Origin of the sequence: Actinomadura decatromicini (assembly GCF_008121305.1) — a bacterium.
Classification (GTDB): Bacteria; Actinomycetota; Actinomycetes; order Streptosporangiales; family Streptosporangiaceae; genus Spirillospora; species Spirillospora syzygii.
Genome location: NZ_VSRQ01000008.1, coordinates 122469 through 142693, shown reverse-complemented (window position 1 = coordinate 142693; position 20225 = coordinate 122469). Strand labels below are relative to the sequence as shown.

General features: G+C 72.7%; 18 protein-coding genes. 11 read left to right on the top strand and 7 right to left on the bottom strand.

Going from position 1 to position 20225, the window contains the following annotated elements; translation table 11 throughout:
* Positions 1–61: 61 nt before the first annotated feature.
* On the top strand, positions 62–1534 hold the full coding sequence (locus FXF68_RS33480; protein WP_148766436.1) for a phytoene desaturase family protein: 1473 nt from the start codon (positions 62–64) through the stop codon (positions 1532–1534).
* On the opposite strand, the gene FXF68_RS33475 is transcribed toward FXF68_RS33480, so the two are convergent.
* From FXF68_RS33475 to FXF68_RS33465, 3 genes are read right to left on the bottom strand one after another with little or no spacing between them, the layout of a single operon-like run.
* The gene (locus FXF68_RS33475) at positions 1531–3087 is read right to left on the bottom strand and encodes an FAD-dependent monooxygenase (protein ID WP_148766434.1); all 1557 of its coding nucleotides are present in this window, start codon (positions 3085–3087) and stop codon (positions 1531–1533) included. The genes FXF68_RS33480 and FXF68_RS33475 overlap by 4 nt on opposite strands.
* The gene (locus FXF68_RS33470) at positions 3084–3587 is read right to left on the bottom strand and encodes an inorganic diphosphatase (RefSeq protein WP_148766432.1); all 504 of its coding nucleotides are present in this window, start codon (positions 3585–3587) and stop codon (positions 3084–3086) included. The genes FXF68_RS33475 and FXF68_RS33470 overlap by 4 nt, the downstream gene beginning before the upstream one ends.
* A 36-nt stretch (positions 3588–3623) precedes the next feature.
* Positions 3624–4592, bottom strand: coding sequence for an SDR family NAD(P)-dependent oxidoreductase (locus tag FXF68_RS33465; protein ID WP_148766430.1), 969 nt, complete (start codon positions 4590–4592; stop codon positions 3624–3626).
* Positions 4593–4693: 101 nt separating this feature from the next.
* On the opposite strand from FXF68_RS33465, the gene FXF68_RS33460 reads away from it, so the two are divergent.
* A complete protein-coding gene (locus FXF68_RS33460) occupies positions 4694–5527 on the top strand; it encodes a helix-turn-helix domain-containing protein (protein ID WP_148766428.1) in 834 nt (277 codons plus the stop codon).
* 5 nt (positions 5528–5532) lie between these two features.
* Here FXF68_RS33460 and polA read toward each other — a convergent pair whose 3' ends face one another.
* Entirely contained in the window at positions 5533–8172 is a 2640-nt protein-coding gene (gene polA / locus FXF68_RS33455) for a DNA polymerase I (protein WP_222870197.1), read from the bottom strand.
* A 96-nt stretch (positions 8173–8268) separates the two neighbouring features.
* Between polA and FXF68_RS33450 the strand changes: the two genes are divergently transcribed.
* Entirely contained in the window at positions 8269–9105 is an 837-nt protein-coding gene (locus FXF68_RS33450) for an LLM class F420-dependent oxidoreductase (RefSeq protein WP_148766423.1), read from the top strand.
* 52 nt (positions 9106–9157) lie between these two features.
* On the opposite strand, the gene FXF68_RS33445 is transcribed toward FXF68_RS33450, so the two are convergent.
* Complete coding sequence (locus tag FXF68_RS33445; protein ID WP_148766421.1) at positions 9158–10681, bottom strand: M20/M25/M40 family metallo-hydrolase; 1524 nt, start codon at positions 10679–10681, stop codon at positions 9158–9160.
* A gap of 257 nt (positions 10682–10938) precedes the next feature.
* On the opposite strand from FXF68_RS33445, the gene FXF68_RS33440 reads away from it, so the two are divergent.
* Genes FXF68_RS33440 through FXF68_RS33425 form a run of 4 tightly spaced genes read left to right on the top strand, consistent with a single transcriptional unit; the run spans position 10939 to position 15025 of the window.
* Positions 10939–13599, top strand: a complete 2661-nt coding sequence (locus FXF68_RS33440; protein WP_187438225.1) for a sensor histidine kinase — start codon at positions 10939–10941, stop codon at positions 13597–13599.
* The gene (locus tag FXF68_RS33435) at positions 13596–14042 is read left to right on the top strand and encodes a roadblock/LC7 domain-containing protein (RefSeq protein WP_148766417.1); all 447 of its coding nucleotides are present in this window, start codon (positions 13596–13598) and stop codon (positions 14040–14042) included. Before FXF68_RS33440 ends, FXF68_RS33435 begins: the two co-directional genes overlap by 4 nt.
* A gap of 7 nt (positions 14043–14049) precedes the next feature.
* Positions 14050–14427, top strand: a complete 378-nt coding sequence (locus tag FXF68_RS33430) for a DUF742 domain-containing protein (RefSeq protein WP_067888168.1) — start codon at positions 14050–14052, stop codon at positions 14425–14427.
* A complete protein-coding gene (locus FXF68_RS33425) occupies positions 14408–15025 on the top strand; it encodes a GTP-binding protein (protein WP_148766416.1) in 618 nt (205 codons plus the stop codon). The genes FXF68_RS33430 and FXF68_RS33425 overlap by 20 nt, the downstream gene beginning before the upstream one ends.
* On the opposite strand, the gene FXF68_RS33420 is transcribed toward FXF68_RS33425, so the two are convergent.
* Entirely contained in the window at positions 15014–15625 is a 612-nt protein-coding gene (locus tag FXF68_RS33420) for a TetR/AcrR family transcriptional regulator (protein WP_148766414.1), read from the bottom strand. The two genes, FXF68_RS33425 and FXF68_RS33420, sit on opposite strands and share 12 nt — an antisense overlap.
* Before the next feature lie 73 nt (positions 15626–15698).
* On the opposite strand from FXF68_RS33420, the gene FXF68_RS33415 reads away from it, so the two are divergent.
* The 4 genes from FXF68_RS33415 (at position 15699) to FXF68_RS33400 (ending at position 19498) form a co-directional block, all read left to right on the top strand.
* Complete coding sequence (locus tag FXF68_RS33415) at positions 15699–16841, top strand: acyl-CoA dehydrogenase family protein (protein WP_148766412.1); 1143 nt, start codon at positions 15699–15701, stop codon at positions 16839–16841.
* A gap of 442 nt (positions 16842–17283) precedes the next feature.
* Positions 17284–18258 carry an AraC-like ligand-binding domain-containing protein gene (locus FXF68_RS33410; RefSeq protein WP_148766410.1) on the top strand — a complete coding sequence of 325 codons (975 nt, stop codon included), beginning with the start codon at positions 17284–17286 and terminating at the stop codon, positions 18256–18258.
* A gap of 192 nt (positions 18259–18450) precedes the next feature.
* Positions 18451–19023, top strand: a complete 573-nt coding sequence (locus FXF68_RS33405; RefSeq protein ID WP_148766408.1) for an RICIN domain-containing protein — start codon at positions 18451–18453, stop codon at positions 19021–19023.
* Between the two features lie 34 nt (positions 19024–19057).
* Complete coding sequence (locus FXF68_RS33400) at positions 19058–19498, top strand: hypothetical protein (RefSeq protein WP_148766406.1); 441 nt, start codon at positions 19058–19060, stop codon at positions 19496–19498.
* Positions 19499–19652: 154 nt separating this feature from the next.
* Here FXF68_RS33400 and FXF68_RS33395 read toward each other — a convergent pair whose 3' ends face one another.
* A complete protein-coding gene (locus tag FXF68_RS33395; protein WP_148766404.1) occupies positions 19653–20219 on the bottom strand; it encodes a TetR/AcrR family transcriptional regulator in 567 nt (188 codons plus the stop codon).
* Positions 20220–20225: the final 6 nt, after the last annotated feature.

Below are 20225 nucleotides of genomic sequence, written 5' to 3'. Positions count from 1 at the left end.
CTGCGTCGGCCGCCGGCGTCCGCGCCACTTCGGAACGGTCATGCTGTGATTCGCTAGGGCGATGTACGACGTTGTCATCGCGGGCGGCGGGCACAACGGGCTGGTCGCCGCCGCCTACCTGGCCCGCGCCGGACGGCGGGTGCTGCTGCTGGAGCGCCTCGACCACTGCGGCGGCCTCGCCGTCTCCGCCCGCGTGTTCCCCGGTGTGGACGCGCGCCTCTCCCGCTACTCGTACCTGGTGAGCCTGCTGCCGTCGCGGATCGTCCGGGACCTCGGGCTGCGGATCGAGCTGCGGCGCCGCCGGTACGCCTCGTACACGCCGGTCGACGGCGGCGGCCTGCTGGTGGACGACGCCGACCCGGCGCGGACGGACGCCTCCCTCGCCGCCGACGCGGACGCCTGGCGCCGCTTCTACGCCATGACCGGGCACGTCGCCCGCCGTGTCGCGCCCACCCTGCTGGAACCGCTGCGCGACCGCGCCGGGCTGCGCCGGACGGTGGACGACGCCGAGGCGTGGCGCGACCTGTTCGAACGCCCCATCGGCGACGTCGTGGACGAGCGGTTCAGCGGCGACGCCGTCCGGGGCGCCGTGCTCACCGACGCGCTGATCGGCACCTTCGCCGACCCGTCCGATCCGTCGCTGCTCGCGAACCGCTGCCTCCTCTACCACGTGGTCGGCGACGGGACCGGCGACTGGAACGTGCCGGTCGGCGGGATGGGCGCGGTCACCGGCGCGCTCGCGGACGCGGCCCGCGCCGCCGGGGCCGAGCTCCGGACGGGCATGGAGGTCCTGCACGCCGACCCGTCCGGGGAGGTCACCTTCCGGGACGGCAGTGGCGCCGAGCACGCCGTCTCGGCGCGGCACGTCCTGCTCAACCTGCCGGGCGAGACGCGGGCCGAGGGTTCGCAGCTCAAGGTCAACATGGTGCTGGCGCGGCTGCCGAGGCTGCGCGACCCGTCCGTCCGGCCGGAGGAGGCGTTCGCCGGGACGTTCCACATCAACGAGTCCCGCTCCCAACTCGATGCCGCCTACCGGGAGGCCGCCGCCGGGCGGATCCCCGCGACGCCGCCCGCCGAGGTGTACTGCCACTCGCTGACGGACCCGTCCATCCTCGGACCGGAGCTGCGGGCGGCCGGGGCGCACACGCTGACGCTGTTCGGCCTGCACATGCCCGCGCGGCTGTTCCGCGCCGACCCCGAGGGCGCGCGGGCGGAGGCGCTGCGCGCGACGCTCGCGTCGTTCGGGTCCGTCCTCGCCGAGCCGATCGAGGACTGCCTGCTGCGCGCCCCCGACGGCGCCCCGTGCCTGGAGGCCAAGACGCCCGTCGACCTGGAGGCCGAACTCGGCCTGCCCGGCGGGCACATCTTCCATCGCGACCTGTCGTGGCCGTTCGCCGAGGACCCCGCCGAACAGGGACGCTGGGGCGTCGAGACCGAGCACCCGAGGCTGCTGCTGTGCGGGGCGGGCGCGCGGCGCGGCGGCGGGGTCAGCGGCATCCCCGGCCACAACGCGGCCCGCGCGATCCTCGGTTAGGAGCGGCCGCAGGCGCGGTGCAGCGCGGCGGCCAGCGCGTCCGGGTCGAAGGACGGCAGCACGGCGGCGAGGTGCCCGTCCGGACGGACGACATGGACGGTGTCCGCCCCGGCGCGCAGCGCGGCCCGCAGCACGCCCTCGGCGTCGATGTCGTCCAGCGCGTGGATCCGGTGCGGGACGTCGGTCACCGGCCGGTCCGCGTGCCGCCGCGCCGTCAGGACGACGAAGCGCGTCCCGAACAGGCGGCGCAGCCGGGTCGGCGCGCCGGACACGACGCACGGGCCGTCCGGGCAGATCACCCCCGGCACCGGCGGGCGGACCGCGCCCGCCTCGCGCGGGAACCCCTCCACCGGGCCGGACGGCGTGGTCAGCGGCGAGTCGAGGTACCAGTAGGGCTCGGCGAGCCGTCCCGAGTCGATGATCGTGCGGGGGTCGGGGTGCGTCCGCGCGAGTTCGAGCGCGGCCAGGCGGCGGTCCCGCTGCGCGGACGTCTGCGGGACGAGGAACTCCATCGTCGCCGTCGTCACCCGCAGGTTCTCCTCCGCCGCCGCCCGGCGCTCGGCGTCGTAGGAGGCGAGCAGCCCCTCCGGCGCCCAGCCGCGCCGCACGTAGGCGAGCTTCCAGGCGAGGTTCTCCGCGTCCTGCACGCCGGAGTTGAGCCCGCGGGCGCCGAACGGCGCGTACAGGTGGGCGGCGTCCCCGGCGAGGAACGCCCGCCCGGACCCGAACGCGTCCGCGCACCGCTCGGAGAACCGGTACACGCTCGCCCACACGATCTCGTACGGGACGTCCCCCGCGATCCGCCTGATCCGCGCGTCCAGCGCCCCGGACGCGCGCTCGGCCGCGAAGTCGTGGTCGGCCGGGACCTGCCAGTCGATGCGCCACGTCCCGTCCGGGCACTGGTGGACGAGCACCTGCCGCCCCGGGTTCCACTCCGGATCGAAGAAGAACCGCCGCTCGCTCGGGAACGGCAGGTCGGCGCGGATGTCGCAGATCAGGAACCGGTCGTCGAACGTCCGGCCGGGGAACCCGATGCCGAGCAGCCGCCGGACCGCGCTGTGCCCGCCGTCCGCGCCGACCACGTGGCTGCCCCGGACAGCGGCGCCGCCGGACGCCTCCACCTCGACGCCGCGCGCGTCCTGGCGGAGGCCGCCGACCGTCCGCCCGTACCGGACGTCGACCAGCGGCTCCGCGTCGGCGAGGGCGCGCAGCCACCCCTCCACCTCGGCCTGCGAGACGTTGATCCACGGCGGGACCTCGCTGCGCCCCGGGTCCGGGAAGGTGACCGCGAACAGCTCCTCGCCGCGGTGGTAGGTGCGGCCGGTCGTCCACGTCACGCCGCGGGCGATCATCGGCTCGGCGCAGCCGACCCGGTCCAGCACGTCGAGGACGTCCCGCTGGAAGCAGATCGCCTTGGACCCGGACGGGTCGCGCCGCTCCGCCGCCTCCAGCACGACGCTCGGCACCCCGTGCCGGGCCAGCAGCAGCGCGGTGACCAGGCCGACCGGGCCCGCGCCGACGACCACGACCGGCGGATTGGCGGAGGAGGTCACGGCCGCGACGGGTCGCCGCCGTCCGTCCGGGCGCGTTCGACGGCCTCCTCGATCGTCTGGTCCGCGACCCGCCGGTCCTGCCAGCCGCGCACGTCGGTGTCCTTCCCGGGCTCCAGGCTCTTGTAGATGTCGAAGAAATGGGCGATCTCGTCGAGGACGTGCTCGTGGACGTCCCCCAGGTCGCGGATGTCGTCGTAGCGGACGTCCCGCGCCGGCACGGTCAGCACCTTGGCGTCCGGGCCGCCCTCGTCGTGCATCCAGAACACCCCGACGCTGCGGACGGTCACCTCGCAGCCGGGGAACGTCGGCTCCTCCAGCAGCACCAACGCGTCCAGCGGGTCGCCGTCCTCGGCGAGGGTGCCGGGGACGTAGCCGTAGTCGGCCGGGTACTGCGTGGAGGTGAACAGCATCCGGTCGAGCCGGATGCGGCCGAGCCGGTGGTCCATCTCGTATTTGTTCCGCGATCCCCGGGGGATCTCGACGATCATCTCGATCTCCATGAATATGCCTCCCCGGTCAAGGATCTACCCAGGGGGCTAGGGAGATACGAGTTCCTCGGAGAGGGTCCAGAGCCGCTCGGCGCGGTCGGGGTCGCGGGCGTACGGGAGGTAGTGGCCCGCGGGCGGGTCGCCGCCCCGCGTCCAGGAGGTGGCGACGGCGCAGTCTTCGAGGTACTGGCCGCCGACGCCGTCCAGTTCCGGCGCGACCGCCGCCCACACCGAGGTCGCCGCGCCCTGCTCCGGGGTCTTCCACCCGGCCGGGGCTGCGGGGGTGCCGTCCTCCGCCGCCCAGCCCATCGCGCGCAGGTCGGCGGGTGAGATGTGGCGCTGCAGCCCGGTCATGATCGCGCCCGGCATGACCGCGTTGACGGTGATGCCCGCGCCGTACTCCCGGGCGTCCAGCGCGACGGCGAACAGCGCGTTGGCGGTCTTCGACCGGCCGTACGCCTCCCACGGGTCGTACGGCGCGCGGCGGTAGTTCGGGTCGTCGAGGTCGACGTCGCCGCGCCGGTGCGCCCGCGACGACAGCACGACCACCCGCGCCCCGCCCGCCGCGCGCAGCGCCGGGAGCAGCCCGGTGGTGAACGCGAAGTGCCCGAGGTGGTTGATCCCGAACTGCGACTCGAACCCGTCCTCGGTGCGGGTCAGCGGCGGGGCCATCACCCCGGCGTTGGCGACCAGGATGTCCAGCGGCCTGCCGGTGGCGACGTGCGCCTCCGTCCACGCGCGGACGGACGCCAGCGAGCCGAGGTCGAGCCGCCGGAAGACGACCAGGTCGCTGCCCGTCTCCTTGCGGAGCCGCGCCGCCGCCTCCTCGCCGCTCGCCGGGTTCCGGCCGGCGAGGACGACCCGCGCGCCCGCCCCCGCCAGTGCCCGCGCCGTCTCCAGCCCGATCCCGGACGCGCCGCCCGTGACGATCGCCTCCCGGCCCGTCAGGTCGTGCCCGGCCGCCACCTCCGCCGCGGTGGAGGTCCGGTCGAACGTTCTCTCTCCAGGGTGTCCCATGGGACCCAGGCTGCACCGCCCACCGGATCCGCGTGAGACCGCCGCGTTCCTGGCAGTGACACGGTCACCCACGCCGCCGGACGCGCTGGGATAATCGCCCGATGGTCTCGTCGAACGCGCTGGGCGACTTCCTGCGGGCCCGGCGCGCCCGCGTGCGGCCGTCCGACGCGGGACTCCCGGCGGGCACCGGGCTGCGCCGCACCCCCGGCCTGCGCCGCGAGGAGCTGGCCGCGCTGTCCGGGGTCAGCATCGACTACTACATCCGGCTCGAACAGGGCAAGGAGCTGAACCCGAGCGCCTCGGTGCTGGACGCGCTCGCCACCGCCCTGCGGCTCGGCGGCGACGAGCACGCGCACCTGTACGCGCTCGCCAACCACGCCGCGCGGCGCACGTCGCAGGCGCGCCACACCGCCGACCGGACGGTCCCGTCCGGGACTCGGCTGCTGCTGGAGAACCTCCGCCCGTGCCCGGCGTACCTGCTCGGCCCGATCGGCGACATCCTCGCCGCCAACCCCGAGGCCGTCGCCCTCTACGCCGGGCTGGACGAGTGGCCCGAGGAGCGGCGCAACACCGTCCGGTACGTGTTCCTGCACCCGGCGGCGCGGACCCTGCTCGCCGACTGGGACGCCTCCGCCCTCGGCTGCGTCGCGAACCTGCGCGGCGTCCTCGCCGACGACCCCCGCTCCCCCGGCCTCGCCGACCTCGTCGACGAGCTGACCGCGGGGAGCGCCGAGTTCGCCGAGCTGTGGGGCCGCTACGACGTCCGGCACCGGCGGAGCGCCCGCAAGACGTTCCGCCACCCGGTCGTCGGCGAGCTGACCCTGGGATACGAGGTGCTGCGCCTCTCCGAGCCGGGCCGCCGCGTCACCATCTACCAGGCCGCGCCCGGCACCCGCGACCACGAGCGGCTGACCCGCCTGGCACGCGAGCCGTAGCGGGGTCAGTGGGCGGCGGCGTTCCAGTCGGGACCGGCGCCCACGGCGACCTCAAGCCCGACCGACAGCGGATAGGCGGCCGTCATCTGAGCGTGGACGATCTCCTCCACCGCGTCGCGCTCGCCGGGCGCGACCTCCAGCACGATCTCGTCGTGGACCTGGAGGAGCAGCCTGCTGCGCAGCCCGGCCCCGGTCAGGGCCTCGTCCACCCGCAGCATCGCGATCTTGACGATGTCGGCGGCCGAGCCCTGGACCGGGGCGTTCAGCGCCATCCGCTCGGCGGTCTCGCGGCGCTGCCGGTTGTCGCTGGTCAGGTGGGGCAGGTAGCGGCGGCGGCCGAGGATCGTCCGGGTGTAGCCGGTGACGCGGGCCTCGGCGACGACGTGGTCGAGGTAGTCGCGGACGCCGCCGAGCCGCGCGAAGTAGGCGTCCATCAGCGGGCGCGCCTCCGCCACCGCGATGCCGAGCTGCTTCGCGAGGCCGAAGGCGGACAGGCCGTAGGCCAGCCCGTACGACATCGCCTTGATCTTGCGGCGCTGGTCGGGGGTGACGGCGTCCGGCGCGACGCCGAACACCTGCGCGGCCATCGTGGTGTGCAGGTCCTCCCCGGACTCGAACGCGGCGACGAGGGTCGGGTCCTGCGAGAGGTGGGCCATGACGCGCAGTTCGAGCTGCCCGTAGTCGGCGGTCAGCAGCGCCGCGTAGCCGTCGCCGGGCAGGAACGCGCGGCGGATGCGCCGCCCCTCCTCCGTCCGGACGGGGATGACCTGCAGGTTCGGCTCGGTGGACGACAGCCGCCCGGTCGCCGCGACGGTCTGCTGGAACGTGCTGTGCACGCGGCCGTCCGCGCCGATCTCGCGAATCAGCCCGGCGACGGTGGCGCGCAGCCGCGCCTGGTCGCGGTGCCGGAGCAGGACCTCCGGCAGGCCGTTGTCGGTCTGGGTGGCGAGCCAGGTCAGCGCGTCCACGTCCGTCGAGTACCCGGACTTGATCTTCTTGGTCCTGGGCAGCCCCAGCTCGCCGAACAGCACCTCCTGGAGCTGCTTGGTCGAGCCGGGGTTGAAGCGGCGGCCCGCGATGTCGGCGGCGTCGTCGGCGGCGCGCTCCATCGCGTCCGCGAAGTGCTTCTCCAGCTCGTCGAGCATGCCCGCGTCGACGTGCACGCCCGCGCGCTCGGCCCGGGCCAGCAGGCCGGACAGCGGCAGCTCGACGTCGCGGAGCACCGCGTCCATGCCGGTGGACGCGAGGTCGGCGGCGAACACGCCCGCGAGGTCGAGCACGGCCCGCGCGCTCGCCATCAGCCCGGCCGCGCCGTCTTCCGGCGGGCGCCGCCCGAGGTGCCGGCCGGCGAGATCGGCGAGGCCGTAGGCGGCGAGGCCCGGCAGCAGCAAATAGGCGGCCATCGCGGTGTCCGAGGCGACGCCGCCGACGTGCCAGCCGCGCTCGCCGAACACGCGCAGCAGCGACTTCAGGTCGTGCACGGCCTTCGGACGGCCGGGATCGGCCAGCCAGCCCGCGAACGCGCGCTCGTCGCCCTCGGACAGCCGGGACGGCTCGAACGACGCGGCGTACCCGTCGCCCGTGGCCAGCGCGACGCGCGCGACGTCGCCCTCGCCGCGCGCCCACGTCCAGTCGGCGGCGAGGCCGATCGTGCCGGTGGCGCGGTCGCTCAGCCAGGCGGCCAGCTCGCCGGGCTCCAGCTCGGTGCCGTGGATCGTCTCCCGCGGCTCCGCCGTGTCCGCTTGTGGACGGCCGCCGCCCGGGTCGGCCGCGAACAGCCGCTGCCGGAGGCTCGCGTTGCGGAACTCCAGCTCGTCGAGCAGCGCGGTGAAGGCGGCCAGGTCGTAGGGGCGGCGGCGCAGGTCGTCCAGGCCGACGGGCAGGTCGAGGTCGCGGACGAGCTCGGTCAGCCGCCGGTTCAGCCGCACCGTGTCGGCCGCCGCGCGCAGCTTCTCGCCCGCCTTGCCCTTCACCTCGTCGGCGCGGTCGAGCAGCGCGTCGAGGGAGCCGAACTCGCGGACCCATTTCGCTGCCGTCTTCTCCCCGATGCCGGGGATGCTCGGCAGGTTGTCGGACGGGTCGCCGCGCAGGGCGGCGAAGTCCGGATACTGGGCCGGGGTCAGGCCGTACTTCTCCTGCACCGCCTCGGGCGTGTAGCGGATCATCTCCGACGCCGTCCGGTAGAAGTACAGGACGGTCACGTGCTCGCCGACGAGCTGGAGCGCGTCCCGGTCACCGGTGACGATCAGCACGCTCATGCCCGCCGCCTCGGCCCGCACCGTCAGCGACGCGATGACGTCGTCGGCCTCGTAACCGGGCGCGCGCAGCACCGGCACGCTCATCGCGGCGAGGAACCGGTCGAGGACGTCGAGCTGGCTGCCGAACTCCTCCGGCGACCGCGCCCGCCCGGCCTTGTACTCGGGGAACGCCTCGGTGCGGAACGTCCGGCGGGACACGTCGAACGCGACAGCCGCGTGCGTCGGACGCTCGTCGCGCAGCGCGTTGGCCAGCATGTTCGCGAACCCGTACACGACGTTGGTGGGCTGGCCCGCCGTGGTGCTGAAGTTCTCCACGGGCAGCGCGTAGAACGCCCGGTAGGCCAGCGAGTGGCCGTCGAGCAGCAGCAGGCGGGGCCGATCGGTCATGTGACCCATCCTCGCATCCGGGAACGACGTTCCAGCCCGCCGGAAACACGCCGGGAGCAGGGCATTAAACGGCCGGACGAGATGTTGGGGGCAGACATGACGAAGATCAGACTGGGCCGGCTCGGCATCTGGCGGCCCTGGAGCCTGCTCGACCCCGCCCTGGCCAAGGACGTGGAGGACTACGGCTACGGCGCCATCTGGGTCGGCGGCTCCCCGAGCGGGGACCTGGACGCCGTCGAGCGCCTGCTCGCGGCGACCGACCGCATCGTGGTCGCGACCGGGATCGTGAACATGTGGAGCACGCCCGCCGAGGAGGTCGCGCCGTCCTACCACCGGCTCGCGGACGCCTACGGCCACCGGTTCCTGCTCGGCGTCGGCATCGGCCACCGCGAGCGGACGCGTGAGTACCACAGCCCGTACGAGACGGTCGTCCGGTACCTCGACGCGCTGGACGCGGCGAACGTCCCGGTCGGCGGGCGCGTCCTCGCCGCCCTCGGTCCGAAGGCGCTGGAGTTGTCGAGGGACCGGGCGGCGGGCGCGCACCCCTACCTGACGACGCCCGACCACACCCGGGCGGCGAGGGAGACCCTCGGCGACGGCCCGGTCCTCGCGCCCGAGCAGAAGGTCGTGCTCGACACCGACCCCGAGCGCGCCCGCGCGGTCGCCCGGGACGGGCTCGCCCGCTACCTGGGCCTGCGGAACTACGTCAACAACTTCAAGCGGTTCGGCCTCACCGACGCCGACGTGGCGGACGGCGGCAGCGACCGCCTCGTGGACGAGCTGGTCGCGCACGGCGACGCGGCCGCGATCGCCGCGCGGCTGTCCGCCCACCTGGACGCGGGCGCCGACACCGTCGCCGTCCAGGTGCTGACCGAGGAGGGCGGGGACCCGCGTCCCGCGCTGCGCGCGATCGCCGAGACGCTCACCCCCTGAACGCGCGAGAGGGACGCGCCCGCGTGCGGGCGCGTCCCTCGGCGGACCCGCGTCAGCGGGTCTTGTAGCTGCCGATCTGCTCCAGCGGCCGCTTGTAGGACGGCGCCGGCCGGTCGGGCGCGTTCTTCCTGGCCAGCTCGTTGCCGTTCACGGTCAGCGTGCTGTAGGCGAACAACTGGGTGACCGCCGCGGTGGCGTCGATCATCTGGTCGAAGCCCTTGAGGTTCACGTTGTCGTACCGGTCGCACGCCTGGTGGTAGCACGGGTCGTAGGCGACGCCCGCCGTGCCCCCGTACCGCTTGGCCTGCTCCGCGGTCTTGATCCCCTCGGCGCCGGTGGCGATCCCGCCCGCCGGGATGCCCGCGCTGATGAAGGCGTTGTAGTCCGAGCGCCCGTCGAACGCGGTCGGGTCGGTGGGCAGCTTGCGCGACGCGAAGTGGTCGTTGAACGCCTTCTCGATCGCGCCGGACCCGACCGGGCCCGGGACGTTGTTCTTGCCCTCGCTGTTGTCGCCGTCGTAGACGAAGTTGACGTAGTTCGGCGACGCGAGCATGTCGAAGTCGAGCATCAGCGCGATCTTGTCGCGGTCCGCCTGCGGGAGGACGTCGACGTAGTGCTGGGAGCCGAGCAGGCCCTCCTCCTCGGCGCCCCAGAAGGCGAACCGCACCTTGTTGCGCAGCGCGGGGCCGAGCTTGTCGATCTGCTTGGCCATCTCCAGGAGCGTGGCGGTGCCGGAGCCGTCGTCGTTGATGCCCGGCCCCTCGGCGACGCTGTCGTTGTGCGCGCCCACGACGACGACGTTGTCGGCGCGTCCGCGCTTGGTGTCGGCGAGGACGTTCGCCGCCGTCCGCTTCTGGTTCAGCGTGTCGGTCTTGACCCGCAGCGTCACGCCGCCGTTCTGGGCCTGCTGGACGAGCGCCTTCCCGACCGCGTTCGTCGGGCCGACGACCGGCAGGTTGTACGGCTTGGTCAGCGTGCCCGCGACCGGACCCGGCTGGTCGGGGAGCTGGTAGATCACGACGGCGGCGGCGCCCGCGGCGATCGCGTTGTCGGTCTTGACGGAGAAGAAGCAGCCGCCGCGCTGGATCAGCGCGATGTGGCCCTTCGGGAAGCCGGCGAAGTCGGCGGCCTCGCATCCGCTGCCGGCGCCGGTCGCGGACGGATCGACCGGGGTGGCGGCGGCGGTGACGTCCCCGGACCCGGAGTACTGGAGCGTCTGGAAGTCGCTGTCGGGCTGGAACGTCTTCTGCTGGGGGGCCGTCTCGGCGAACGTGGGCGCGGACCGTTCCTGCCAGTAGTCGAACTCGAACCGCTGCACGGTCGGGGTGTACCCGGCCCGCTTGAGCTGGTCCGCGATGTACTTCAGGGTGATCTCGTTGCCGGGGAGTCCGGCGGCGCGGTTGCCGCCGTTCGCGTCCGCGATCTTCTGCAGGTTGAGCTGGTGATGGCGGACGTTCTTCAACGTGACCAGGCTGGCCAACGAGGGGCGGCTGGGCGCCGCCTGGGCCGGGGCCGCCGCCAGGGTGCTGGCGGCGAGCGACAGCCCCAGGAGCGTTGCTAGCGCGGCTCTGCGCATGACACGGTCTCCGATAGTGGGGGATGATCTTGCGCCCGAAGCTTTGCATGCGACATTTCGCACAACAAGCGATGCGCAGTACATATCGCGGCCAACATCGGCCTTCTCGGATTCGGAGCGTGAGCGGCCGATCGCGACCAGCACCCTGACAGACGGTGAACTGTCCAAAACCGGTAGCGCCTATGGCTTTCGGCACGTCAGCGTCTATAGGCTCCGTGAGCTTCGGTGAATGGCGGGTTAATCCATCGGGAGTTCCAGTGACGAAGTCGGAGGCCACCGGCGGGACGCACGGGCGGCCGCGTACCCACCCGATCTGGCGCAGGATCGCGCTTCTCCTCGCGGTGCCGCTCACGGCGCTGCTCGTGCAGTGGGGCATCCCGGCCGTGGTCACGCTGTCGAACGCGCTCCAGCGCTACGACTACTCCACCGTGTACAACGAGGTCGGCGTGCCCGCGACCACGGTGACGGAGGCCCTGCAGGACGAGCGGACCGCCGCCGTCCGCCTCCTGACCGACAACTGGAAGCCGGACAAGCAGCGCTACGACGAGCAGGTCGCGGACACGGACGCGGCGGTCGCCGCGTTCCGCAAGCGGGCCCTGTCGGCGAAGACCCGGGACGCGATGGACGGCTCCACCACGACCCGCGTGCGCCGGCTCAGCGACGCCTACGACGAGCTCGTGACGCTGCGGGCCCGGGTGGCCGCCGGCGCCACCACGACGATCGGCGCCATCAACGGCTACAGCAAGGTCGCGGACAACACGATCCGGCTGCTGACCACGCTCGTGAGCGTCGACGACGTCACGACGTACCAGCACACGAACGCGCTGCTGCACAACTACTGGGCCCGCGAGCTCATGCTGCGCGAGGACGCGCTGCTGTCCACCCTTCGGGGCGGGCCGATGAGCGCGACGAACCGCACGGCCTTCGCGTCGTACGCCGAGGGACGCCGCCAGTTCTTCGAGCTCGGCCGGACGGAGGCCGAGGGCACGATAGAGAAAATCATGTACGATCTGGCGAACTCATCGGCCTTCACCACGTATACGACGCTGGAGAACTCCGTCGTGAACAACGGTCTGGCGCCCGACCCGAGGGAGTGGCGGTCCGCGATCTCGGCGCTCTCCCCCGTCTGGTTCGACGCCGCCGCGCAGGCCCAGACCGTGGTGAACAACGACGACGTCAAGCCCGCCGGGCGCCGGATCATGCTCGGCTTCTACCTGATCGGCGTCATCGGCCTCGTCAGCCTCATCGTCTCGGTCGCCCTGTCGCTGCTGTTCGCGCGGCGGCTCACCGCCGAGCTGCGGGCGCTGCAGGAGTCGGCGCAGCGGCTCGCGAACGAGCGCCTCCCGCGTGTCGTCGCGAAGCTGAGACGCGGCGAGACGGTCGACGTGGAGGCGGAGTCTCCACCGCCCGCGACCGGGCGGACGCGGGAGATCGTCAGCGTCAGCGAGGCGTTCGGGACCGTCCAGCGGACCGCGGTCGGCACCGCCGTCGGCGAGGCCGAGCTGCGCGCCAGCATCAACCGCGTGTTCATCAACCTGTCGTGGCGCAGCCAGTCGCTGCTGCACCGGCAGCTCCGGCTGCTCGACCAGATGGAGCGGCGCGCGGCCGGCCCGGACGAGCTGGACGACCTGTTCCGCCTCGACCACCTCACCACCCGCATGCGCCGGCACGCCGAGGGCCTCGTCATCCTCGCCGGGTCGCCGACCGTCCGCGCCTGGGACCACCCGGTCGCCGCCGAGGACGTCGTCCGCGCCGCCGTCGCCGAGATCGAGGACTACACGCGGGTCGAGGTGACGGGCGCGTCGTCGGTCGCGGTCAGCGGCGACGTCGTCGCCGACGTCATCCACCTGCTCGCCGAGCTGATCGAGAACGCGGCCGTGTTCTCGCCGCCCGCCACCGAGGTCACCGTCAAGGTCGAGACGGTCGCCAACGGGCTCGCGGTCGAGATCGTCGACCGCGGCATCGGCCTGCACCCCGACGAGCTGGAGGAGCTCAACACCCGGCTCACCAGCGCCGCCGAGTTCGACCTGGTCGACACCGAGCGGCTCGGGCTGTTCGTCGTCGCGCGGCTGGCCGCCCGGCACCGCATCAAGGTCTCGCTGCAGGCGTCCGCGTACGGCGGCACGACCGCGATCGTGCTCGTCCCGCACGCGCTCGTCACGATCGACGACGACCTCTCCCGCGGCGGCCCGGCGCCCGGCACCGCCCGCACGCTGGTGGCCGCGTTCGCCGGCGGCGGCACCGCGCCGACCGGCCGGCAGCGGCTCGGCCGGCCGTCCCGGCCGGCGCTTCCGGGCGGGGCCGCGCCGGCCCAGGCGGAGCCGCCGGACGACCTGCCGGGCGACCTGCCGCCCGGCGAGCCGCCGATGGCCGTGCCCGCGTCCGGCTCGCCCTACGAGCCGCCGACGTCCCCGTACGACACACCGGCGTCGCCGTACGAGCCGCCGGTCCCGCCCTACGACGCGCCCGCCTCGCCGTACGACCCGCCGACGTCCCCGTACGACCCGCCCGCGTCGCCCTACGACCCGCCCGCGTCGCCGTACTTCACGCCGGAGGGCCCGCGCGACGCGCCCGGAGGGCAGGGCGGCCGCGTCCCGGCCGCCGAGGTCCCGGGGCAGATCATCGAGGCGGAGGTCGAGTCCAGCGAGGTGACCGGGCGGCTGCCGCGGCGCGTCCGGCAGAAGAACCTCGCCCCGCAACTGCGCAAGGGCTCCGGGTCCCGGCGCGCCGACCGGCAGAAGCCCCCGGCGCCCACGCGGCCCGCGGGCCGCGGCCCGACCGACGACGACTTCGAGGAGCCCGTGCCCGAGCTCAGCCGCGACCTGATGTCCTCACTGCAGTCGGGATGGCTGCGCGGCAGGGGCGACGATGACGAACCGGACGATCCCGGTCAACTCGATGAATGGGGTGAACGATGACCCAGCAGGCCCACCACGCCACCGGCGAGCTCGACTGGCTGCTCGACGATCTGGTTCAGCGGGTCGGGGAGGTCCACCAGGCCGTCCTGCTCTCCCGGGACGGACTGGTCATGGGCGCCTCGGGCGGTGTCACCCGCAAGGACGCCGAGTTCCTCGCGGCACTGTCCTCGGGGTTCCACAGCCTCGCCAACGGCGCCCGCGAGCACTTCCAGGCCCGCCAGGTGCGGCAGACCGTCGTCGAGCTCGACGGCCTGCTGTTCTTCGTCATGCCCGCGGGCAACGGGAGCTGCCTCGCGGTGCTGAGCGACGCGGGCGGCAACGCCGGGCTCGTCGCCTACGAGACCACCATGCTGATCAAGCGGGTGCGGCGGACGCTCGCGGCCTCGCCGCGCGCCTCGGCGGAGCCGCCCGACCCGCAGTTGCGCTCGGGCGCCTCGGGCTGAGCCGGCCGTGGAGACTCCGCGAGAACGCTGGGTCGGCCGGGACGCGGGCCCGGTCGTGCGGCCGTACGCGGTGACCCGGGGGCGGACCCGCCCCCAGGGCATCGTCATAGACCTGGTCACGCTCCTCGTCGCCACGGGCCGAACCCCGGGCGAGAAGGTGTGGCTGTCCCGCGAGCAGCGCGTGCTGCTGGAGCTGTGCCGACGGCCGTCCACCCCGGCCGACCTCGCCTCGGAGATCGACCTGCCGTTCCGGGTCGTGCAGATCCTCCTGGAGGACCTGTACCAGTACGGCCTGGTGGAGGAGACCAACCCCCAGGCCGAGCAGTCAGACCGCCCCGACCCACGCATCCTGATGAGAGTGCTCGATGAACTTCGCCGGCTCTAACGTCTCTCTGCCGGGCGACGCCGCGCTCGCGCCCCGCGGGGGCGAGGACGTCCCGCTGCACACGCTGAAGATTCTCGTCGCCGGCGGCTTCGGCGTCGGCAAGACCACCCTCGTCGGCGCGGTGAGCGAGATCCGCCCGCTGCGCACCGAGGAGGACCTCACCGACAAGTCCGTCGGCGTGGACGACCTCGGCGGCGTCGAGGCCAAGCGGACCACGACCGTCGCGATGGACTTCGGCCGCCTGACGTTCTCCGGCGGCGTCCGGCTCTACCTGTTCGGGACGCCCGGCCAGGAGCGGTTCTGGTTCATGTGGGACCAGATTGCCTACGGCGCGGTCGGCGCGATCGTCCTCGTCGACACCCGGCGGCTCAGCACGAGCTTCGCCTCCATCGACTTCTTCGAGCAGCGGGAGATCCCGTTCGTCATCGCGGCGAACGTCTTCGACGGCGCCCGCCGCTACCGCGAGGAGGACATCAGGGAGGCCCTCGACATCGACCTGGACGTGCCGGTCGTGCTGTGCGACGTCCGGCAGCGGGACATGGCGAAGGGCATCCTCGTCACGCTGGTCGAGCACGCGCTCCAGTCGTCACGGCGCTGACCCCGCCGGTCCGGAGGCGGTCATCCGCGCGACGATCAGCGAGGCGAGCGCGGCGTAGGCGGCGGAGTCGTCCAGACCCGTGTCCGCCTCGATCTCGCCGCGGTGGATGGCCTCCATGACCTGGCCCGCGACGGCGCCGACGAACGCCGCGTCGGCGGCGGCGCCCGCGCCGTCCGGGAACGCCTCGCGGACGAGCCCGCGCACGCGCCGCACCGCGTAGCGCGTGTTCCGCTTGTAGATCTCGCGGGCGGGCGCGAACGCGTCCAGGTCGGCGAAGAAGGCGGGCGAGGCCGGGGCCAGCTCGGCGGAGATCGCGCGCAGGTACGCGCCGACGCGCTCGCGCGGGTCGGCGCTCGCGTCCACGACGGCCTCCACCCGCTCGGTCGCGCGCCGGAAGAACGCCCGCACGACCGCCACGATGATCTGCTCGCGGCTGGCGGCGACCGCGTACAGCGTGCTCTTCGAGCAGCGCAGCACGGCCGCCAGCTCCGCGACGCTGAGGCTCGCGAAGCCGCGGTCGAGGAACACCTCCATGAGCCGGTCGATGAGGTCGTCGCGCCGCCGCGAGGCCCGGGTCACCCGCTCGTCCACCGAGGTCATGCCCAGGACGGTACCAAAACGGGTTCGCCGGTACCGGTCTTGGTACTGTGAGGGTGCCGAAAGGAGCCCGCCCATGCCCGTCACCCGGCAGCTGCCCACCCCCGAGTCCGCCGACCTCGTCGCGCTCACCCGCGAGATCGCGGCGAAGGAGCTCGCGCCGCGGGTCGCCGACGCCGAGCGCACCGGGACGTTCCCGCGCGACGTGTTCGCCACGCTGGGCCGCGCCGGGCTGCTCACGCTCCCCTACCCGGAGGAGTTCGGCGGCGGCGGCCAGCCGTACGAGGTCTACCTCCAGGCGCTGGAGGAGATCGGAGCGGTGTGGGCGAGCGTCGGCGTCGGCGTGAGCGTCCACTCCCTGTCCTGCTTCCCCCTCTTCTCCTACGGGACGGACGAGCAGCGCGCCCGCTGGCTCCCCGACCTGCTGTCCGGCGAGCGGCTCGGCGCGTACTGCCTGTCGGAGGCGCACGCGGGCTCCGACCCGGGCGCGATGCGGGCGCGTGCCGTCCGGGACGGCGACTCCTACGTCCTGAACGGCGCCAAGGCGTGGACGACCCACGGCGGCGAGGCCGACTTCTACACCGTCATGGCGCGCACGTCCGACGACGGGTCGCGCGGCATCTCCTGCTTCTACGTCCCGGCGGGGACGCCCGGCCTGGAGTTCGACCGTCCCGAGGACAAGATGGGCCTGATGGGCTCGACGACGGCGACGGTCCGGTTCGTGGACGTCCGCGTCCCGACCGACCACCTGATCGGACGCGAGGGCCAGGGCCTCCCCATCGCGCTCGCGGGCCTCGACGCCGGCCGCCTCGGCATCGCCGCCGTCGCCACCGGCCTCGCCCAGGGCGCGCTCGACACGGCCGTCGCCTACGCCAAGGAGCGCGAGGCGTTCGGCAAGCCGATCATCCAGCACCAGGGCCTCGCGTTCGTGCTCGCCGACATGGCGGCCGCGATCGAGTCGGCCCGCGCCACCTACCTCTCGGCGGCCCGCCTCAAGGACGCGGACCGCCCCTACGGCCGCGAGGCGTCCATCGCCAAACTGGTCGCCACCGACAATGCGATGAAGGTGACGACGGACGCCGTCCAGGTCCTCGGCGGCGCCGGCTACACCCGCGACTTCCCGGTCGAGCGCTACATGCGGGAGGCCAAAGTGATGCAGATCTTCGAAGGCACCAACCAGATCCAACGCCTCGTCATCGCCCGCGACCTCGCCCGCTGAGCAGCGTTCCACCTGCGGTTTCGCACGGCGTTCTCGCCCGGCTCCCGTACCGGCCACGGTTTCGCCCGTGCTCGGCCGCCCGGTCGGCCCTACGGGTCCCGGTCGCACGCGTGCGCTGCTCCGTGGAAAAGTCATGATCATCGGGATCATCGCGGCGAGACGGGAACGCCGCCGCCGCGCCGAATTCCTGCTGTTCGCCGAGTCGCGTGGCTGGACGGCCGAAATCGACCCGGCCGCCTATCCCGACCCTGTCGCGACCGCGGGCCAGTCTCCGCGCCCTGATCGCCGCCATCGTCTACCTCGTCTCGCAGCAGTGAGGATGAGGCCTGCCGGTCACCCCGCATTCAGGAGTCAGTGATCCGGCCGCCGCCGCTGATTAACTCCTCGCTTTCGAACCCGTGTTCAACTGGCGCGCCATGACTCACGGCCACGGGGGTGAGATATGCGGGTCATTCGGTTCAGCACTGAGGAGATCGCTCCCCAGGATCGGTTCGCATGCTGGCAGGAGCGCGGGAACAAGTCCTTGCTGCCCACGCTGCTCACCAGCGATGAGTCATCCGGCTTTCTGGGACGAGCGCAACGACTGGCCCTGGACGGCCTGTACATTTCCGCGCTGACGCATCCGTCGGTGCGGATCAACAGATCCGCGAAGTTGGTACGTCGAAGCGATCCCGAGGTCTATCACGTCAACCTGGTCCTCACCGGAGAGGCGGCGCTGCGCCAGGCCGGGCGGGAAACCGTGTTCGGAGCCGGGCAGTTCGCCCTGTTCGACAGCTCCCGCCCGTTCGAAGCCCGGCGCAGTGGCGGCAGTGGAGCCGCTTCGGGTCTCATCGTCGAGGTTCCGAGGCGGATGCTCCCGATCGCGACCGACAGGGCCGATCAGCTCACCGCCATCTCCTTTTCCACGCGAGCGGGCCTTGGCGGGTTGTTCGCCCGCTGGGTGATCGACGTGCTCCGGCGCGCGGACGAGTTCGAACCCCAGGACGCGCCGGGCCTGGCCTCCGTCACCGCCGACCTGCTGGCCGCCGTCTTGAGCCCTCGCCTGGAAGCCGCCCTGCCCGAAACGGCCGAATCCCAGCGACGCCTGCTTCGGCTTCAGATCAGCGACTACATTCAGCAGCACCTCGGCGATCCGAACCTGTGTCCGGGCGTCATCGCCGCGGTTCACCAGATCTCCGTGCGCCGGCTGCACGAACTGTTCACGGACCAGGAGATGACGGTCGCCGCGTGGATCCGCCACCAGCGGCTTGAGTCGTGCCGCCGCGATCTCGCCGATCCGCGGTTCCGGCCCTATCCCGTCCGGGCGATCGCCGAACGCTGGGGCTTCCGGGACGGCGCGCACTTCAACCGCGCTTTCCGGGCCGCTTACGGCATGCCACCGGGGCACTACCGCCGCAAGGCGCTTGACGACCGATGACGCACGACCCGACAACTTTTGCCGCGCGGACCGTCAATGACATCTGGCACGTTCCCACTGCATCCTTCTGGTGATCAGAGGTGAGCCCGCCGGCGGCGGGTCCTCTTGATCGAAGTCCACTTCACTCCCCGGCCATTCCTGTTTGCGTGCCACAGGGCGGAAGTGTTCACGCCACCACAGAACGGAGGGCAGATGAGAAACCGACTGATACATGCGCTCGCGGCATTGTGCGTCCCCGCGCTCCTCACCTCGACGCCGCTCGCCGCGTCCGCCGCACAGCCGGCGACGGGCAAGCCGGCGAAGGCCGAGGTCCAGGCGGGATACGTGACGATGTGGGCCTGGCTCGGCAACACGGACCGGTGCATCGACGTACCCGGCTGGTCCACCCAGAAGAGCACCAAGCTGCACACCTGGGACTGCCTCCCGACTCAAGCCAACGAACTCTTCACCGCGGAGGGGCCCTACACCAACAATCCCGGCGGCTATGCCGCGTACCTGCTCCGGAACAAGCACAGCGGAATGTGCATCAACGTCCCGAACAAAAACAAGACGCCGGGCGTTCAACTCATCCAGTACCCGTGTAACCCGAACGAGGCGAACAGCCAGTGGGTGGATATGCGCACAAGGTCCATCCACGTCTTCAAGAACGCATACACGAACCTGTGCATGGCCGTCGAGGGCGGCGGAACCGCGAACGGCACGAAACTGATCCAGTGGCACTGTGACGAGACCCAGGCCTACGAGAAGTTCTACCTCGGCGGTTGACGGACGGACTCGTCCGATTCTTCGGGAGTGTGAAATGAGCTCTCTGCGAGGCAAGGCGCGGTCAGCGGCCGTGGGGGCCGTCGCCGTCATCGGCCTGGCCACCGCGACAGCGGCTCCGGCAGCGGCGACCAACAGCGCGACGATCACCATGTACTCCGCCAGGAACCCCACCAACGATCTGGGGTGGGGGCAGTGGTGGGGGAACCCGGAGGGGTCCCATCAGAATGGCGAAATCGCGGTCTTCGACAACGAATGCGACGGCGACAACGGGATCTTCGCGGCGCTCTACAAGCATGACGGAACGCTGGTCAACGTGGTCAGCGTCAGGGGCTGCACGTCGAGCAACGTGATCGGCGTCAAGGCCGAGAGCAACGGCGGGCCCGCATGGGGCGAGAGTGTCACCTTCGAGGTGTGCAAACTCCTCCCCGCAGGCCAGAAGGTGGACTGCCAGAGCACCCGTCGCGTCAACGCTTGATCCGGTGAACCGCCGCTCCCCCGGCCCGTTCTGCGGCGTCCGGGAGCACGGCAAAGGAGCCGCCGGCCAGACGCGTTCTGGCCGGCGGCTTCTCAGGTGGTAGGGCGGCGGGCATCGAACCGGCCGACCTCGTGCCCGCGATCCAGGTCGCGGGTCACAGCAATCGGTCGACCAGCCCGTCGACATAGTCCGGGGTGAGCGGCTCCACGCCGAACAAGACGCGGATGTACATCGGGGCCAGCACGTGGTCCAGCACGTCCAACGCGTCGGGTGCGTCCTCGCCGCGTTCGCGGGCGCGATCGAGCATCGACCGCAGTTGCCGAGCGCGTTCGGCGAGGAGGTCGTCACGCGCCCGCAGGCCCTGGGGTCCGTTGCTCGACAGGGCGACGGCCAGGCGCAGCAACGCCAGGCCGTCGGGTCCGGTGATCTCGCGGGCCACGTTGGCCGCGAAGGCGCGCAGGTCGCCGACGAGACTCCCGGTGTCGGGCATCGGCGACCGCGCGTTGAGGCGGGTGAGCGCCACGTCGCTGAGCAGGTTCTCCAGGTTGCCCCACCGGCGGTAGATGCTGCTGTCGGCCACGCCCGCGCGGGCCGCGACGTCGCCGACGGAGAACGTGCCGTAGCCACGCTCGCCGATCAGGTCGGTGACGGCCTGGTGCACCGCGGCGGCGACACGGGCGCCGCGCCCGCCGGGTCGACGGGCTCCCTGGCGCTCGTCCATGCCCCC

Coding starts and splice junctions, on each gene's coding strand:
- FXF68_RS33480 (WP_148766436.1), top strand. CDS start 62: ATGTACGACGTTGTCATCGCGGGCGGCGGGCACAACGGGCTGGTCGCC.
- FXF68_RS33470 (WP_148766432.1), bottom strand. CDS start 3,587: ATGGAGATCGAGATGATCGTCGAGATCCCCCGGGGATCGCGGAACAAA.
- FXF68_RS33465 (WP_148766430.1), bottom strand. CDS start 4,592: ATGGGACACCCTGGAGAGAGAACGTTCGACCGGACCTCCACCGCGGCG.
- FXF68_RS33460 (WP_148766428.1), top strand. CDS start 4,694: ATGGTCTCGTCGAACGCGCTGGGCGACTTCCTGCGGGCCCGGCGCGCC.
- polA (WP_222870197.1), bottom strand. CDS start 8,172: ATGACCGATCGGCCCCGCCTGCTGCTGCTCGACGGCCACTCGCTGGCC.
- FXF68_RS33450 (WP_148766423.1), top strand. CDS start 8,269: ATGACGAAGATCAGACTGGGCCGGCTCGGCATCTGGCGGCCCTGGAGC.
- FXF68_RS33445 (WP_148766421.1), bottom strand. CDS start 10,681: ATGCGCAGAGCCGCGCTAGCAACGCTCCTGGGGCTGTCGCTCGCCGCC.
- FXF68_RS33435 (WP_148766417.1), top strand. CDS start 13,596: ATGACCCAGCAGGCCCACCACGCCACCGGCGAGCTCGACTGGCTGCTC.
- FXF68_RS33425 (WP_148766416.1), top strand. CDS start 14,408: ATGAACTTCGCCGGCTCTAACGTCTCTCTGCCGGGCGACGCCGCGCTC.
- FXF68_RS33420 (WP_148766414.1), bottom strand. CDS start 15,625: ATGACCTCGGTGGACGAGCGGGTGACCCGGGCCTCGCGGCGGCGCGAC.
- FXF68_RS33415 (WP_148766412.1), top strand. CDS start 15,699: ATGCCCGTCACCCGGCAGCTGCCCACCCCCGAGTCCGCCGACCTCGTC.
- FXF68_RS33410 (WP_148766410.1), top strand. CDS start 17,284: ATGCGGGTCATTCGGTTCAGCACTGAGGAGATCGCTCCCCAGGATCGG.
- FXF68_RS33405 (WP_148766408.1), top strand. CDS start 18,451: ATGAGAAACCGACTGATACATGCGCTCGCGGCATTGTGCGTCCCCGCG.
- FXF68_RS33400 (WP_148766406.1), top strand. CDS start 19,058: ATGAGCTCTCTGCGAGGCAAGGCGCGGTCAGCGGCCGTGGGGGCCGTC.
- FXF68_RS33395 (WP_148766404.1), bottom strand. CDS start 20,219: ATGGACGAGCGCCAGGGAGCCCGTCGACCCGGCGGGCGCGGCGCCCGT.